General features: G+C 64.4%; 12 protein-coding genes. 9 read left to right on the forward strand and 3 right to left on the reverse strand.

The annotated features are described in order from the left end of the window. Nucleotides 1–114: 114 nt before the first annotated feature. Both BFX80_RS14810 and BFX80_RS14815 read right to left on the reverse strand, forming a co-directional pair. The gene (locus BFX80_RS14810) at nucleotides 115–360 is read right to left on the reverse strand and encodes a GlsB/YeaQ/YmgE family stress response membrane protein (RefSeq protein ID WP_084209300.1); all 246 of its coding nucleotides are present in this window, start codon (nucleotides 358–360) and stop codon (nucleotides 115–117) included. Between the two features lie 99 nt (nucleotides 361–459). Next, nucleotides 460–1086, reverse strand: a complete 627-nt coding sequence (locus tag BFX80_RS14815) for a DUF924 family protein (RefSeq protein ID WP_084209301.1) — start codon at nucleotides 1084–1086, stop codon at nucleotides 460–462. A gap of 331 nt (nucleotides 1087–1417) precedes the next feature. Between BFX80_RS14815 and BFX80_RS14820 the strand changes: the two genes are divergently transcribed. From BFX80_RS14820 to BFX80_RS14850, 7 genes are all read left to right on the forward strand, one after another. Beyond that, nucleotides 1418–3127, forward strand: coding sequence for an alkaline phosphatase D family protein (locus BFX80_RS14820; protein WP_240499593.1), 1710 nt, complete (start codon nucleotides 1418–1420; stop codon nucleotides 3125–3127). 393 nt (nucleotides 3128–3520) lie between these two features. Further along, nucleotides 3521–5116: a solute:sodium symporter family transporter gene (locus BFX80_RS14825; RefSeq protein ID WP_077379247.1), complete on the forward strand. Its 1596-nt coding sequence runs from the start codon at nucleotides 3521–3523 to the stop codon at nucleotides 5114–5116. A gap of 438 nt (nucleotides 5117–5554) precedes the next feature. Beyond that, complete coding sequence (locus tag BFX80_RS14830) at nucleotides 5555–7147, forward strand: solute:sodium symporter family transporter (RefSeq protein WP_084209302.1); 1593 nt, start codon at nucleotides 5555–5557, stop codon at nucleotides 7145–7147. Nucleotides 7148–7304: 157 nt separating this feature from the next. Next, the gene (locus tag BFX80_RS14835; RefSeq protein WP_167593055.1) at nucleotides 7305–8141 is read left to right on the forward strand and encodes a DUF2927 domain-containing protein; all 837 of its coding nucleotides are present in this window, start codon (nucleotides 7305–7307) and stop codon (nucleotides 8139–8141) included. A gap of 172 nt (nucleotides 8142–8313) precedes the next feature. Then, nucleotides 8314–9519 (forward strand): MFS transporter, encoded by a 1206-nt coding sequence (locus BFX80_RS14840; RefSeq protein ID WP_084209808.1) that lies wholly within the window; start codon nucleotides 8314–8316, stop codon nucleotides 9517–9519. Between the two features lie 121 nt (nucleotides 9520–9640). After that, nucleotides 9641–11128: a YcjX family GTP-binding protein gene (locus tag BFX80_RS14845; RefSeq protein ID WP_240499594.1), complete on the forward strand. Its 1488-nt coding sequence runs from the start codon at nucleotides 9641–9643 to the stop codon at nucleotides 11126–11128. Further along, a complete protein-coding gene (locus BFX80_RS14850; RefSeq protein WP_157109497.1) occupies nucleotides 11125–12330 on the forward strand; it encodes a TIGR01620 family protein in 1206 nt (401 codons plus the stop codon). Before BFX80_RS14845 ends, BFX80_RS14850 begins: the two co-directional genes overlap by 4 nt. Nucleotides 12331–12430: 100 nt before the next feature. On the opposite strand, the gene BFX80_RS14855 is transcribed toward BFX80_RS14850, so the two are convergent. After that, nucleotides 12431–13552 (reverse strand): oxidoreductase, encoded by a 1122-nt coding sequence (locus tag BFX80_RS14855; protein WP_240499595.1) that lies wholly within the window; start codon nucleotides 13550–13552, stop codon nucleotides 12431–12433. A 414-nt stretch (nucleotides 13553–13966) separates the two neighbouring features. Between BFX80_RS14855 and BFX80_RS14860 the strand changes: the two genes are divergently transcribed. Beyond that, nucleotides 13967–14632, forward strand: coding sequence for an NAD(P)H-binding protein (locus BFX80_RS14860; protein WP_084209304.1), 666 nt, complete (start codon nucleotides 13967–13969; stop codon nucleotides 14630–14632). 172 nt (nucleotides 14633–14804) lie between these two features. Beyond that, nucleotides 14805–16751, forward strand: a complete 1947-nt coding sequence (locus tag BFX80_RS14865; protein WP_077379239.1) for an exoribonuclease II — start codon at nucleotides 14805–14807, stop codon at nucleotides 16749–16751. The last annotated feature ends 152 nt before the right edge of the window (nucleotides 16752–16903 follow it).

The following is a 16903-nucleotide window of genomic DNA, read 5'->3' on the forward strand; positions in this document are numbered from 1 at the left end:
CTTCCATGCGGCGGATGTCTCGAATGAATCCCTTAGGACACCCACGTGGGACTTGATGCACCTGCGACCTGTACTGCTGTGGAACGCCTGACGATGTTCGCCGGCGCCGCATCGTCAGGCCTTGGACTTGACCTTCGAGACGATCCACAGCAATACCACCGCCCCCACGATCGAGACGACCAGCGAGCCGATGATGCCGGTGGAGGCCAGCCCCAGCAGCTTGAAGATGACGCTGCCCAGCAGGCCACCGACCACACCGACGACGATGTTGCCGAGAATGCCGAAGCTGCCGCCACGCATGATGTTGCCTGCGATCCAGCCAGCCAGACCACCGATGATCAATCCAAGAATGATACCCATCTGCTGTCTCCTTTCTTGCGGATGAAGTGGCGCTGTACGCCCGATGAACATGTCTTGGAGACGATCTCGCGAAATTAAAAGGGTCAGATTTCCCGATTGTCAGAACGAGGAGCCGGGCTGGCGAAGAAATGCCTCCTCCTGTGGCGTGGAAACACGGCCGAGAATCGCGTTGCGGTGCGGGTAACGGCCGAATCTACGCACGATGTCCGCATGCCGTCGCTCGAAGCGCAGCGTGTCCTCGAGCCCTGGGCGTGCAAACAGCGCTTCAGCGTGTTCATGGACACGCAACGACTCGCTGTGCATCCACGGCATGATGACGAAGGGTTGCCAGGCCAGCGGGAGGCGTTCGAGATCCCCCAGCGCCACGGCCTGCTGGGAGAGCGCGAGTGCCAGGCTGTCGCCACTGAAGGCGCGCGGGGTATCGCGATGGATATTGCGCGCGAACTGGTCCAGCACCAGGATTTCCGCCAGCCGACCACCGGGAGTGGTGCGCCACTCCCACAGTTCACAGACCAGTGCCTGCTCGAGAAGCTCCGCGAACCGTTCACGCAGCTGAGCATCGAGGGCCTCGCTCTTGCGAAACCAGTCCTTGGGCGTCAGTCGAGTGAACCAATGTGCGAGCACCGGCCGTGCCTGGGGATGGCTATCCGCGATCAGCCTGTCGGCATCCGATGGCGCGGGGGTGGACGATGAAGGTGTCGGGTTGGAGGGGCGTGAGGGGCTCATGAAAGGTGTCCTGATCCGGGAGTGGCATGAAGTGACAGCAAGTCGCAAAGGGAAGAGGTAAACAGAGAAAGAGAGCGAGAAAGCGAGAAAGCGAGAAAGCGGTCACAAGGCAAAGAGAATCCGCAACACAGCAACACCGCAACACCGCAAGGAGGCTCTGACGACCGGACGTCGCGCTGCCGGTTCACGGGACTGCATGGCGATCATGGTTCTGACACCTGATCGTCATCTTGAGCATGGAAAGTAGCCTCTCCCGTGAGCCCTGTCAGCCACCGCGGCACCTTTGCCGCCGCTGCCATCCTGATGCCAGACCGTAACAAGGAAGCCCTTCATGTCCCGCCGTCTGTCTGATCTGCTACCTTCCCGCTCCTCGCGCACGACACCTGCCTCGCCCACCTCGCAGGACGACGCGAACGCGAGCCCCGGTGACTCGCATGCCGCACGCGCCGGCGCACCTTCGCGAATGGACCGCCGACGCCTGCTGAGCCGTGGCCTTCAGGGTGCCGGCGTAGGCCTGCTGGCAAGCTCAGGCCTGCTGGGCGCCCCGGCCATCGTGATGGCCGAGGGCCGTCGCCCGGGCATGCCCTCTGGCGTGATGAGCGGCGACGTGACCGCCAGCCGCGCCATGCTGTGGAGTCAGACCGACAAGCCGGCCCGCATGCTGATCGAGCTGGCCGACAACATCGAGATGCGTGGCGCCTTCCAGATGCGCGGCCCCGTGGCCTTGCCGGCCGACGGCCTGACCAGCAAGCTGGATCTGACCCGCATCAACACCCGCGCCAATGCCAGCGGTGAAGTCTTCTACCGGGTACGCTATGCGGCACTGGATGACCACCGCGCCATCAGTGAGGCGACCACCGGGCGTCTGGTATTGCCGCCCGGCGTTCAGACACCACGTGCGCTGCGTTTCGTGTGGTCCGGTGACACCGTCGGCCAGGGCTGGGGGATCAACCCGGATTTCGGTGGATTGCGCCTCTACGAGACGATGCGTCAGGTCAAGCCGGACTTCTTCCTGCATTCCGGCGACACCATCTACGCCGATGGCCCGCTCGAGGAGAGCGTCACTCAGCACGATGGCAGCCTGTGGCGCAATATCGTCACGCCGGCCAAGTCCAAGGTCGCCGAGACCCTGGACGAGTATCGTGGTCAGTACGCCTACAACCTGATGGATGAGAACCTGCGTCGCTTCAATGCCGAGGTGCCGATGTTCGCCCAGTGGGATGACCACGAGACCACCAACAACTGGTATCCGGGCGAGATTCTCGAGGATGACCGCTACACCGAGAAGAATCTCGACGTGCTGTCCGCCAATGCGCGTCGTGCCTTCCTCGAGAACATGCCGCTGCGGACCGGTCCAGCCGCGCCGGAACGCATCCACCGCAACTTCAGCTTCGGCCCGGGGCTCGAGATGTTCATGCTCGACATGCGCAGCTTCCGCGGCCCCAATTCCGCCAATCGCCAGTCCGGGCGTGGCCCCAAGACCGACTTCCTGGGGCGCGATCAGCTGGCATGGCTCAAGCAGTCGCTCAAGGCCAGCACCGCCACCTGGAAGATCATCGCCTCCGACATGCCCATCGGCCTGCTGGTGCGTGACGGCGACAATTTCGAGAACGGTGCCAATGGCGATGGTGAGGCGCTGGGACGCGAACAGGAAGTCGCGGAGCTGCTGAAGTTCGTGCGCGATCACGACATCCAGAACCTGGTGTGGCTGACGGCGGATGTCCATTACACCGCCGCGCACCACTACTCGCCCGAGCGCGCCGTCTTCAAGGAGTTCACGCCGTTCTGGGAATTCGTCAGCGGGCCGATCCATGCCGGCACCTACGGCCCTGGCGAGCTGGACAATACCTTCGGGCCAAGACTGGAATTCGTGAAGGCACCGCCGGAAGGTCGTGCCAACATGTCGCCCAGCGAAGGGTTCCAGTTCTTCGGTCAGGTGGATCTTGATCCCGAAAGCGAAGCACTGACCGTCACGCTCAAGGATATCCACGGCGCCTCGCTCTATCAGAAGGTGCTGACGCCTGAGTCGCGAATGGGCTGATCTTGCCGCGACACACGCGGTTCACGCCCTACCCCGAATGCCCCGTGCACGACAGGATCCCGAGGGCGGATTCTCGAGTGCACGGGGCATTCGCCTGTCTGGGCCGCCTGTCGGGTGCCGCCTTCCCCAGAGCCACTCGAGAAGACCGTTGCGCCGGAAGAGGACATCCGGCCACGCTGCTATGTCTGCACGCTTCAGACAATTGGGGAAAAATGTCAGACAAATTGTCAATGGAGAGGTGAGCGCATTTCTCTGACACTGATCGGCACGCTGGTTGTCGATCACTGACCGCCTGCCTCGAGGTACCGCGCGCCAACGGTGAGGCAGGCCAATCGGGTGATGGCAACTGAGCAGGCAGGCCTCCGAGCCCTGTTGTTCAACAAGGATAACGCCATGAATGCCCTCACCCTGAGCTCCTTCGTGTTCTTCACGGGGCTGGTCGCCGTGATCACCTGGTGGCTGACCCGTCGTGACGACCATCGCCATTCCACCGGCTACTTTCTTGCCGGCCGCAGTCTGACCTTCCCGATCATCGCAGGCTCCCTGCTGATGACCAATCTCTCCACCGAGCAGATGGTGGGCCTGAACGGGGCCGCCTTCACCGATGGCCTCTCCGTGATGGCCTGGGAGGTGGTGGCCGTGGTCTCGCTGGTCGCGATGGCCATGTTCTTTCTGCCACGCTTCCTCAAGAGCGGCATCACTACCCTGCCGGAGCTGCTGGCACTGCGTTTCGATCGCACCACCCAGCTGCTGGCCAACCTGATCTTCATGCTGGCCTACGCCATCATCCTGCTGCCCAGCATCCTCTATTCCGGCGCCCTCGGCCTGATGGGCGTGCTGGATTTGCACGCCCTGACCGGCATCGATTCCCAGATGGTGCTGTTGACCGGTACCGTGATCGCCGTCGGCATCGCAGGGGCCATCTATGCCCTCTTCGGCGGTCTGCGCTCCATCGCCATCTCCGACACCCTGAACGGTATCGGGCTGCTGATCGGCGGAATGATCATCGTCTACTACGGGCTGGATCGGATCAGTGATGGCAACGGTATTCTCGCCGGGTGGGAGACACTCAAGGAGACCCACCCGGAGAAGCTCAATTCGCTGGGCGGTGATGACCAGTCAGTGCCGGTCTCGACCCTGTTCACCGGGGTGCTGCTGCTCAACATGTTCTACTGGTGTACCAACCAGCAGATCATCCAGCGTACCTTCGCCGCCAAGACATTGGCCGAAGGCCAGAAGGGGGTGCTGCTGACCGGCGCGCTCAAGCTGCTGGGCCCGCTGTACCTGGTACTGCCGGGCATCATCGCCTTCCAGCTCTACGCCGGTGATGGCATCAAGGCTGACGCCGCCTACGGTCGCCTGGTCTTCGATGTATTGCCTGCCCCGCTGACCGGCTTCTTCGCCGCGGCGATGGTCGGCGCGATCCTGTCGTCCTTCAACTCGGCGCTCAACTCCACCGCCACGCTGTTCAGTCTCGATGTCTACAAGGCACGCCTCAAGCCGGATGCCAGCGATGAAGAGGTGGTCAAGGCGTCCAAATGGGCGGGCTGGATCATGGCAGCCGCCGCGATGACCATCGCGCCGCTGCTGGCGACTCAGGAAAGCCTGTTCGTCTATATCCAGAAGGTGAACTCCATCTACTACATCCCGCTGTTGGCGGTGATCGTGGTCGGACTTCTCTCCAGGCGCGTGCCGGCCATCGCCGCCAATCTGGCGCTGGTGCTGGGCTGTGCGGTCATCGGCCTGTTCTACTTCGTGCCGGTGCTTTCCGAGCTGGTCGACAAGGTGCACAACTTCCACTTCATCGCCATCGTGCTGGTGCTGTTGATCGCCCTGATGCTGGTGATCGGCAAGCTGGCACCGCGTGCCGAACCCTGGATCCAGCAGGATGTCGGTGCCATCGACATGACGCCCTGGGCCGGCACGCGCATCGCCAGCATCATTCTTCTCATACTGGTGATGATCATCTATCTGGCCTTCGCCGGCTGAGCACTGCATGACCTGACGGTGTCCCCCTGGCCGCCTGCGCCCCGTTCTCCTCGCCGAGACGGGGCGCTTGCGTTGCGCGGCGCGGCGGGTCTCGCGTCACGGGTCTTACAAGGCGGGTCTTACAAGGCGGGTCTTACAAGGCGGCCTTACAAGGCGGGCCTGACACACGTTTCCTCTGCCCGCCATCACGCCGACAGGGGCGAGCCAAGCCCCGAAACCAACGTATGTTCTACAAATGGCGGATAGCAGGAACTCGGGAGATACCTACACTGTCGCCAGACTTGCCGCGAATGTTACCGGTGAGTCTCGTCACGGACGATGACACAGCTCGCTGTGTGCATTGCATCGATACTGCTGGACTGATCGCCGAATCGCCGCGCGGACCGAGTGCCCGTGAGCCAGACGTCGCGCCAGCCAGCATCAAGGAACCCTCCTCCCATGCACGCCCTTACCCTTGTTTCTTTCGTGTTCTTTACCGGCCTGGTCGCCGCCTTGACCTGGTGGTGGACACATCGCGATGACACCTCGCATTCCACCGGCTATTTCCTCGCCGGACGCAGTCTGACCTTCCCGCTGATCGCGGGCTCGCTGCTGATGACCAACCTGTCCACCGAACAGATGGTCGGTCTGAATGGCGCCGCCTTCACCGATGGTCTGTCGGTGATGGCCTGGGAGGTCATGGCGGTGCTGGCGATGGTGGTGATGGCGCTGTTCTTCCTGCCACGCTTCCTCAAGAGCGGCATCACCACCCTGCCGGAACTGCTGGCGCTGCGTTACGGGCGCAGCACCGAGCTGATCACCAACCTCATCTTCCTGTTCGCCTATGCGGTGATCCTGCTGCCGATCATCCTGTACTCCGGTGCCATCGGCCTGCAGGGCATGCTGGATCTGCCCTCTCTTACCGGCATCGGCTCACCCAATGCACTGCTGTGGATGACCATCTGGGTGGTCGGCATCATCGGCGCCATCTATGCGCTGTTCGGTGGCATGCGCTCCATCGCCATCTCCGACACCCTGAACGGCGTGGGACTGTTGATCGGCGGCATGCTGATCGTCTGGTTCGGTCTCGATGCCGTGAGCGACGGCCAGGGCGTGATGGCTGGCTGGGACACGCTGACCGCCGCCAATCCCGAGAAATTCAATTCCATGGGCAGTGAAGACCAGTCGGTGCCCTTCTCGACCCTGTTCACCGGCGTGATGATCATCAACTTCTTCTACTGGTGTACCAATCAGCAGATCATCCAGCGCACCTTCGCCGCCAAGACCCTCGCCGAGGGTCAGAAAGGCGTGCTGCTGACCGGCGCACTCAAGCTGCTGGGCCCGCTGTATCTGGTGATTCCCGGCATCATCGCCTATCACCTCTACGCCTCTTCCGGCGTCAAGGCCGACAGCGCCTACGGCCAGCTGGTGTTCGACGTGCTGCCCGCACCGCTGACCGGCTTCTTCGCCGCCGCGATGGTCGGGGCGATCCTGTCATCCTTCAACTCGGCGCTGAATGCCACCACCACGCTGTTCTCCACCGGCATCTACAAGGCGCACCTGCGCCGTGATGCCAGCGACGAGGAAGTGGTCAAGGTCTCCAAGGGTTTCGGCTGGGTGCTGGCGATCGCTTCCATGACCCTCGCGCCGCTGCTGGCCGGTCAGGAGAGCCTGTTCGGTTACCTGCAGAAGATGAATGCCATCTACTTCATCCCGATCTTCGCCGTGGTACTGATGGGCCTGCTGACGCGTCGCGTGCCGACCATCGCCGCCAACCTGGCGCTGTTGATCGGCTGCAGCGTGATCGGCGTGGTCTACTTCGTGCCGGCCTTCTCCGGCGTGCTGGACGTGATCCACGAGTTCCACTTCGTCGGCCTGGTGTTCGTGCTGCTGATCGCGATGATGCTGATCATCGGCAAGCTGGCACCGCGTGACGAGCCATGGATCCAGCAGGATGTCGGCGCCATCGACATGACCCCCTGGAAAGGTGCCAAGGTCTGTGCGCTGCTGCTGGTCGTGCTGGTGATCGCCATCTATCTGGCCTTCATCTGACTCGCGCCGTTTGCTGACTCGCCCCGCGAGCAGCACATCCGCCATGACACGAATGCCCCGCCCTGTCTCCCCGGACAGCCGGGGCATTCGTGCATTTGTGCATTTGCTGCACCGCTTTCAGGCATGCTGGACGAGTCGCTCATCACCGAGGTCTCCCATGTCCCGCTGTCGCCTGCGTAGCCGTCGTCCGCGCCTCAAGGTGCTGTCACTGTCGATCTCCCTGCTCGCCTCACTGATGTCGGTGCCTGTCAGCCAGGCCGCCGAGCGCTGGCAGCGCGCCGATGTGCTGACGGACAGCTTTCTGGAGGTGGCGCTCAAGCGTGAATACCAGCCCGGCAGCAGCGCCTCGCTCACCCGCTGGCAGGTGCCGATCACGGTCTGGCTCGATTCGCAGCTGGGTGACGCCCGCCTGCAACGCCAATTGAGCCAGGTCCAGTTTCGTCATCTCTCCGCCATCACCGGCCAGCCGCTGAGTTTCGTGTCCTCCGCCAGAGAGGCCAACCTGCGCATCGCCTTCATCACCCGGGACCACATGACTCGCGAGGCCGCCGCCTACGTCGGCAAGCAGCAGGCCGCCACCCCGGGCATGCGCAAGGCACTGCGGGAAGGCGTATGCCTGACACTGTTCAAGACCGGGGCCAATCAGGCCATCGCCAGTGGGCTGATCCTGATTCCGGTCGACTACGCCCGCCAGAAGGGACGTCTGGTGGATTGCATCATCGAGGAAACCGCCCAGCTGATGGGATTGCCCAATGATTCGGACAGGGTGTTCCCCTCCATCTTCAGCGACGTCACGGTGGATCATTGGCTGAGTCCGCTGGATTACGTGCTGCTCAAGATGCTCTATGCCCCGGAACTTTCCCCCGGCATGTCAGCCGATGAGGTCCGCGCCGCGCTGCCTGCGGTCATCCAGCGACTTGCCGAGCAGGGCGAGCTGTCACACGCTGTCCGTCGGGTGCGCAAGGGTAGCCTGCGGGAATGGGCGGGAGAGTAGGCATGCAAGTCATCACGCGACCCGCCCCGGACTCCTCGACGCCTGACGGAGGATTGGAACGCCTGAGCGGAGCACAGGCATAATCAGGACAGGCGCACCAGGCGCCGCAATCCGTCGGAGCTGCGTCATCATGTCATCCTCATCCTCATCCTCCACTGCCGGTCGGGCCCGCCTGCCGCTGGCCGTCACGCTGTTGTCGCTGTGCCAGGCCTTGCTGGTCAGCGGCAACATCCTGTTGATCGCGGTCTCGCCGCTGATCGGTGCCCAGCTTGCCTCGAGCAGCTGGTCGACCGCGCCGGTCGCGACCCAATGGCTGGGCCTGATGTGCGCCACCATCCCTGCCTCGCTGATCACCGCACGCCTCGGACGACGCCGCGGCTTCGTGCTCGGCAATCTGTGTGGACTGGCAGGCGCGGGGCTGGCCGTGCTGGCGCTGCATCTTCAGCATTTCGGGCTGTTCCTGTTCTCCACCTGGCTGGTGGGTATCGGGATCGGCTTCGGCCAGCTGTATCGCTTCGCGGCCATGGAAGCCGCGCCCCCGGAGCAGCGGGAGCGCGCCATCGGGCTGGTGATGGGTGGCGGCGTGCTGGCAGCCTTCTTCGGCCCCTGGCTTGCCCGCACCAGTCATGCACTGGCCGACACGCCCTTCCTGGGCAGCTTTCTCGGGCTGGGAGCGCTGTATCTGGTGGCGTTGCTGCTGTTGGCCTTCATTCGGCTGCCCAGCGAAGGCAGCGCCCAGTCGGACGGCGATGATGAACCCGAACCCGCGCGCCCGTTGGGCGTGATCCTGCGCCAACCGACCTTCCTGCTGGCCGTGCTCAGCGCGATGGTCGGCTATGGGGTGATGAACCTGGCGATGACGGCCACGCCACTGGCCATGGCGCATGCCGGACACGGCTTCGATCACGTCGCCACCACCATCCAGTGGCATGTGGTCGCGATGTTCCTGCCCTCCTTCTTCACCGGACGCCTGACCGCACGTTTCGGCACCGGCACCATGATCATCACCGGCTGCGCCTTCCTGCTGGCAAGCCTTGGCACCGCGCAGCTGCTGGCCGCCGGCTATCTGACCGGCACCCAGGGCTTCTTCCTCGGCCTCATCCTGCTCGGCATCGGCTGGAACTTCACCTTCCTGCCCGCCACCACACTGCTGACCCGCTGTCATCGCCCCAACGAGAAGGCCCGCACCCAGGCCGCCAACGAGTTCCTCGTCTTCACCACAGGCGCGGTGACGGCACTGCTGGCCGGACCACTGGTCAGCACGCTGGGCTGGGCGTTGCTCAACCTGCTGTTGATCCCCGCCTGCCTGCTGCCCGTGGCACTGCTGGCATGGCGACAGCTTGCCTTGCGTACCGATCGCCCGCAGATACAGCACTGACGGCGAGCATCACGGCGCACGACGTCGGCCATTGGCCATTGCCGGATTCGCGTTCACCATCACCTGCCGATCTGCCGTCACGTCGTGTCGCCGCCTCGCCCCCACTGACAGGGAATGCCTGATGTTCAACACCATGACCCGCAACGCCCGCCAGCTTGCCCGCGAGGTGGGCCGCGAAGCCCATGACCTGCTGGAGCGCGGCCTCGATCGTCAGCTGCGTCTTGCCGTCACCGGTCTGTCCGGTGCCGGCAAGACGGCCTTTCTCGTCTCGCTGATCGAGCAGCTGCGCCACGCAGGACTCGGCGCGCGTCTGGAGCTGTTGCCTGCCGCCCGCGATGGCCGTCTGCTCGGGGCAGAGCGTGTCAGTCAGCCGGATCTTTCCATCCCGCGCTTTCCGCTGGAAGCCGGCTTGCGCTCGCTTTCCGGCCAGCATTCGCCCCATGGCCCCGAATGGCCGACGCCGACCCGCAGCATCAGCGAGCTGCGTCTCAAGATCGGCTTTCGCCCCACCTCACGCGCCGCGCGCATGCTCGACAGCCAGCGCGCCACCCTGACACTGGACCTGATCGATTATCCCGGCGAATGGCTGCTGGACCTGCCGATGCTGGAGCAGGACTTCACCGCCTGGAGCAGCGAATGCGAGACGCAGCTGGCCGATGGGCGCGGCGACTGGGCGCATGACTGGATGGGCGCCATCGCGGGCCTGACGCCGGACAGCGAAGTGGATGAAGACCGCCTCGCCGAGATCGCGAGCCTGTATACCGACTATCTGCACGCCGCACGCCGCAAGGGGGGCTTCGTCGACCTGACACCGGGCCGCTTTCTGCTGCCCGGCGAGCTGGATGAAGCGCCGGTGCTGCAGTTCTTCCCGCTGCCGGGGCTCGACGACTGGACAGCCGACGCCTTGGCCGCCTTGCCGGAAACCAGCCTGTACCGCACCCTGGCGCGGCGCTTCGATCACTATCGCCGCCGCGTGGTACGTCCCTTCTATCACGACCACTTCCGGCGCTTTGACCGCCAGATCGTGCTGATCGACGTGCTGGGTGCGCTGAATGCCGGCCCGGCACCCTTCCGCGACCTGAGCCGCGCGCTGGACAAGCTGTTCGACAGCTTCGCCTATGGCCGCCGTCACCTGCTGGCGCGCCTGATGGACCGTCGCATCGACCGCCTGGCCATCGCCGCCACCAAGGCCGACCACGTCACCCCCGAGCAGCATGGTGCGATGCGCGACCTGCTCGAGCAGCTACTAGCGGGCCCGCTCAAACGCCTGCGCTATCGCGACGTGCCGCTCAAGGCCTTCACCATCGCCGCCATCCGCGCCAGCGAGGCGCGCGAGGTGGTCGAGAACGGTCAGCGTCATCCGGCGCTGGCGGGACACCTGCTCGGCGAGCACGAAGGGTCGAGCGACTCAGGCACGCAGGGTGCTGGCCGCGAGTCCGTGCTGCTGTTCCCGGGCGAGGTGCCCTCACGGTTGCCCGACCCGAATTTCTGGGCCGAAAGCCGCTTCGACTTCCCCCACTTCGCGCCGCCGCAGGTCGATGGCAAGGCACCACCTCACATTCGCATGGACGCCGTGCTCGACTGGCTGCTGGGAGACCACCTGAAATGACCACCGAATCCCGCCACCCGCGCCCGGGCAAACGCTTCACGAGTCCCGGTTCTGCCGACTCGGCGCGGGCCGATGCCACCTCGACGGCTTACGCCGAGCGCCCCACCGAGAGCGCGGCAGAGGCCCTGCGCGGCGCGCGCCACTTCTCGCCGGAGATGGAAAGCCAGCCACTGGCCGCAGCCGAACCGGAGCCCGCCACGCCGGGACTCGATGCGACGCTGAGCGCCAGGCCACGCCATCGTGGCCTCAAATGGCTGCTGCTCGGCACCCTGACACTCGGTGGTGTCGAGGCCGGCCATGCGCTGTATCAGGCGGCCATGGGCGGTGACCTGATCGCCGGGGCCTGGGGCCTGCTGGAGCTTGGTGCCATCGGGCTCGGCGCCCGCGCGCTGGGCAAGGAGCTCTTCCGACTGCGTCATCTGCGCAAGCACGTCGCGCTGCGTGCCGAGCTGGAAGAACATCAGCAGGATGATTTTGGCCAGGAGAGCTTTGGTCAAGGAGGCTTTGGCCAGAAAAGCTTTGGCCAGCGCGGTGATGCGCCGTCCACGCCTAACGAGGGCTCGAACAAGGCAGGCGGCAAGGCCGACAGCCAGCAGGAAGACCTGCTTGAGCAGCTGCGCCGTCAGATGAAGCTGGGCGAGGATGATGCCGGCGTGCGCGCCTGGCGCGCTGCCTGCGAAGCGCATCACTCCCCGTCGGAGCGCCGCGAGCTGTTCGCCTTCCATGTGCTGGGGCCGCGGGACCGTGAGGCGCGGCGTCTGATCTCGCGCATGAGCGGCGAGACGGCGGTGATGGTGGCGGTCTCGCCATTGACCTGGGTCGACATGAGCCTGGTGGCCTGGCGCGGACTGCGCATGATGGAGCGCCTGTCGCGCCTCTACGGACTGGAGCTGGGCTACGCCAGCCGTCTGCGCCTGTTCAAGGAGGTGCTGGCGTCGATGGCCTTCGCCGGCGCCAGTGAACTGGCCGCCGAGGCCAGCATGGATCTGCTGTCGATGAATCTGGCCGGCCGCCTCTCCACCAAGGCCGGACAGGGGCTGGGCAGTGGCCTGATGAACGCACGCCTGGGCCTGCGTGCCATGCGCCTGCTGCGCCCCATCCCCTTCCATGCCGAGGAGGTACCGCGCATCGGCGAGCTGCGCGCGGAGCTATTCTCGCGCATGCGCAAGGCCGACAAGGGCGAGGACGACGCCAACGCCTGAGCGCATCGCAGGCTGATCCTTGTCACTCTCTTGAAAGCAGAACGCGCGCCCCGAGTCATCGGGGCGCGCGTTTTCGTGAGTCATCTCACCGCCAACAGCCTCAGCCTTCGCTGGCGATCCCCGCTTCCAGCCATTTCATCACGCGCAGTGCCTCGTCGGCGGGCGTCGGGTTGGCACTGCCGGAACGGATGCAGTCGCGCAGCCGCGCATACCAGGCCGGGTAGTCGCCATCGCGGCCCTGGTGGATACCGGCGACCAGAACCTGCTCCCCATCGCCGGCCTCCCTTGCCGTCTCCAGCACCGTGAGCATGCCCGGGCGCGGGTCGCGCCCCCATTGCTGCGCGAGCCGCTCGGCCTCGTCACGGGCCGGGAAGCTGCCGGCCTTGAGACATGCCTCCTGAGGATCGAGACCGAACGTCACGTAACTGCCGCGCGTGCCGTGGACGGCGAAACGTGCCGTCGGTGCGGCCGCCAAGGCACTGGCGTGCAGCTCGACCACCAGCGAGGGATAGATGGCATGTGAGGCATAGCTCAATACGGCATGGAAGAAATCATCGGTGACGGCTCCCTCGCGCTGGGTGCGACGTGTCAGCTGGATGCTGGCAGGCTCGCCGAACAGGCACAGCGCCTGATCCAGCAGGTGTGGCCCGAGGTCGTACCACAGGCCGCTGCCGGGCAGGGCCTGCTCACGCCAGCGGTCCGGCACGCTGGGGCGGAAGCGGTCGAAATGGGACTCCATGTGGGCGATGCGGCCCAGGGTACCGCCCTCGATCAGCTCGACCAGCGTCAGAAAATCGGCATCGAAGCGACGATTGTGGAACACCGCCAGCACCCGCTCTGCCTGCTCCGCCTCTCGGGCCAGCGCCTCACCCTCGGCCAGCGTGACGGTGAAGGGCTTGTCGACCACCACATGCTTGCCGGCCGCCAGCGCCGCACTCGCCAGGGGATAGTGGGTCTCGTTGGGCGTGGCGATGATGACGAGATCGATGTCCTGACGCGCCAGCAGTGCCTCGGGAGTGGCTTCCACCTCGAGCTCGGGACGTTCGGCCTTGACCACCTCGGGACGCGAGGTCGAGAGCGCGACCAGCGCCAGGCCTTGCGTCGCCTCGATCAGTGGCGCATGGAAGGTACGTACCGCCATGCCATAACCGATCAGGCCGACGCGAATGGCGTTGCCTTGTGTCTGGGAGGGCGCGGCATCGGAATTCATCGTGGCGCTCATCGGACGTCCTTGTCTTTCATGCTGTCGTGGAGACCGAGAGCCGTGGGCTCTCGGGTGTTGTAGCGCCATCCTAGCAGGCTGCACGTCACGGCATAGCCCCGGCATGCGCCTTTAATACCGCAGTATTTATAAGCTAAGACTCATGTAGGTGTGTCGGCGCTCACGTCAGTCATGCGCGGCTTGCGAGTGCCGGCCTCGCGTGCGTGTGATCGGCTCTGTCCACCTGTCCACTCCCCCCATCACATCTCTCATGGCCTGACCTCCTGTCAGGCTCCCGACGGCAGGACCACTTGAAGTTCACTCCGGCCGACCGCAGGAAAGACGGTATCCCGCCGAGTCATCGCTTGAGGATCGCTCTCTCGAGATGATGGCTCGGCCTGCTGCATTCGTTCCCCCGAACAAGGAGTCGCCAACATGCGCAAGACGCTCATCATCGGTGCCAATGGCAAGATCGGTCGTCAACTCTGCGAGAAGGCCCAGGCCGCCGGCGAACCCATCGTCGCCATGATCCGCTCGACGGACCAGCAGGGCTGGTTCCATGAACGAGGCATTCCGACCGTCATGGGAGACCTGGAAGGCGAGATGCACCAGGCGTTCTATGGCTGTGACCAGGCAGTGTTCGTCGCGGGGTCCGGCCCGCATACCGGCCCTGACAAGACATTGACCATCGACCTGCACGGTGCCATGCGCACTGCGGAACTGGCCGCGGAATTCGGCCTCTCGCGGGTGATCCAGGTCAGCTCGATCCGCTCCGAGACCCCGCTGGCAGGCCCGGCGGCCATGCGTCCCTACTTCGCGGCCAAGAAGGCGGCGGATCTCTGCCTGGCCGAGAGCGGACTGCGCCACGTCATCGTCAAACCGGGCCGCCTCACCGAGGAAGCCGGCAACGGCAAGCTGACCCAGGACGCGGAGAAGTCCGACGAGATGCAGGTCTCACGCGCCAACGTGGCGGAATTCCTGCTGGGCGTGATGCAGGCGCGCGAGATCGGAGGTCGCCATCGCAAGGCACCGGTCTTCACGCTGTTCGATGGTGATCAATCGGTCTCCAGCCTGCTGCAGGACGCTGCTGCCACGGTCTGAAGCCGCATCTGGCGCAAGCGACGCACCGCCACCGGCGGCGTCATCGCCACTCGTTCGGCCAGCTGCCGACGCCCGCACGCAGCCCGTGCGGGCGTCGGAGTCTCTGGCCGCTTTCCCCCCATGCGTCATGTCCGTATAGTGAGCCACTGACCCCGCCAACAGAACTTCCGAAATGCTGCAGAACAATTCGCTGCTGGCGCAGCTGAAAGATCAAATCCGCCAGGAAATTCCCCGTGTCACGGGGGTGATCAAAGGCACCGACAAGGGCTTCGGCTTCCTCGAGTGCGAGGATGGCGAGTCGTATTTCGTGCCGCCGCCCGCCATGAAGCAGGTGCTGCACGGTGATACCGTCGAAGCGACCGTCAAGGTCGAAGGCGAGAAGAAATCCGTACAGCCGGAAGTGCTGATCGAGACGGGTGTCGACCGCTTCGTCGCTCGTGTCGGCAAGCGTGACGGTCGCCTCAACGTGATGCCGGATCACCCGTCCATCAACACGCGCATGAAAGCGCGCGTGAAGCGCGGCATCAATGAGGAAAGCCTCAATGATGGCGACTGGGTCGTGGCTCGTCTGCTGCGTCACCCGATGCGCAAGGATGACCGCAGCTTCTTCGCCCAGATCGAGGAAGTCATCGCCGAGGTGGACAACCCGCGCGTGCCGTGGCGTGTCACCCTGGCGCGTCACGCGCTGGAACAGGCCTCTCCGGAGGGCGGCAACGACTGGCCGCTGCTGGAGGAAGGTCTGACCCGCGAAGACATGACTCACGTGCCCTTCTTCACCATCGATGGTGAGAAGACCCGTGACATGGATGACGCCCTGCACATCGTCGAGCGCCCGGAAGGCGGCTGGACCCTGAGCATCGCCATCGCTGACCCGACCGCCTATGTGCCGGAAGGCAGCCGCGTGGACGAAGAGGCGCGCACGCGCTCCTTCACCGTCTACCTGCCGAGCCAGAACGTCACCATGCTGCCGGAAATCCTGGCCGATGACCTGTGCTCGCTGAAGGAAGGTGAAGACCGTCCGACGCTGATGTGCATCGTCGACATCGACACCGACGGCGTGATCGGTGAGCCGAAGTTCTTCGCGGCCACCATGCGCTCGCATCACCGCCTGACCTACGACAACGTCTCTGACTGGATCGAAGGCCAGGAAGGCAGCTGGAAGCCGGAAACCGAGGAGCTGGCCGAAGGCCTGCGTCAGCTGGAAGCCTTCACTCAGGCGCGTATCGCCTGGCGTGCACGCAACTCCCAGATCTTCCGTGAGCGTCCGGACTTCGAATTCGAGCTGGATGAGGAAGGCAACGTGCTCAACGTGCGTGCCGACCATCGCCGCATCAGCAATCGCATGATCGAAGAATCCATGATCACCGCGAACCTGAGCTGCGCCCGTCTGCTCTCCAAGCACATCGGTCACGGCATCTTCAACGTGCACCAGGGCTTTGCACCGGAGAAGTACGACGACACCATCGAATTCCTGGCCACTCAGGAGATCACCGCGACGCCGGAACAGCTGGGCAGCCTGGAAGGCTATCGCCTGCTGCGCCAGGAGCTGGACAGCCGCGAGGATACCTGGCTGGACGTGCGCATGCGTCGCTTCCAGGGCTACACCGTGATGTCTGCCCAGCCGGGCCCGCATTTCGGTCTGGGTCTCGAGGCCTATGCCACCTGGACTTCCCCGATCCGCAAGTACGGCGACATGGTCAACCATCGCCTGATCAAGCGCGTGATTCTGGGTCAGGATGCTCCGGCCGAAGCCACCGAGCAGCTGACCGAACACCTCAGTGAACGTCGTCGTCTCAACCGCATGGCTGAGCGCGACGTCAAGGACTGGCTCTACGTGCGTTACCTGACCAAGGCCGCCGAAGAGCAGCAGATCTTCACTGGCGAGATCATCGACATCCGCCGCGGTGGCATGCGTGTGCGCCTGGAAGAGAATGGCGCCAGCGTCTTCATTCCGGCACCGCTGATCCACACTGATCGCAAGAAGGTCGCGATCGATGACAAGGAAGGCCGTGTGCGCATCGAAGACGAGCTGCGTTACTCATTGGGCGACATCATCAAGGTCTCCTTGACCGAAGCCCGTGAAGAACGTCGTTCACTGGTGGGTCGTCCGGCCGAATAAGCCGCGACCTGCTCACCGCCGTCTGACAGGATGGCGGCACCCCACGCCCCGGAGCGCTCTGCGCCCGGGGCGTTTTCGTTGCTGCAACGTAACGTATTCATAGCGTGATCGTATCGTGATAAATTGTAATTTTATGAAACATAAAATCACGT

It is taken from the genome of Cobetia marina, from assembly GCF_001720485.1.
GTDB lineage: Bacteria > Pseudomonadota > Gammaproteobacteria > Pseudomonadales > Halomonadaceae > Cobetia > Cobetia marina.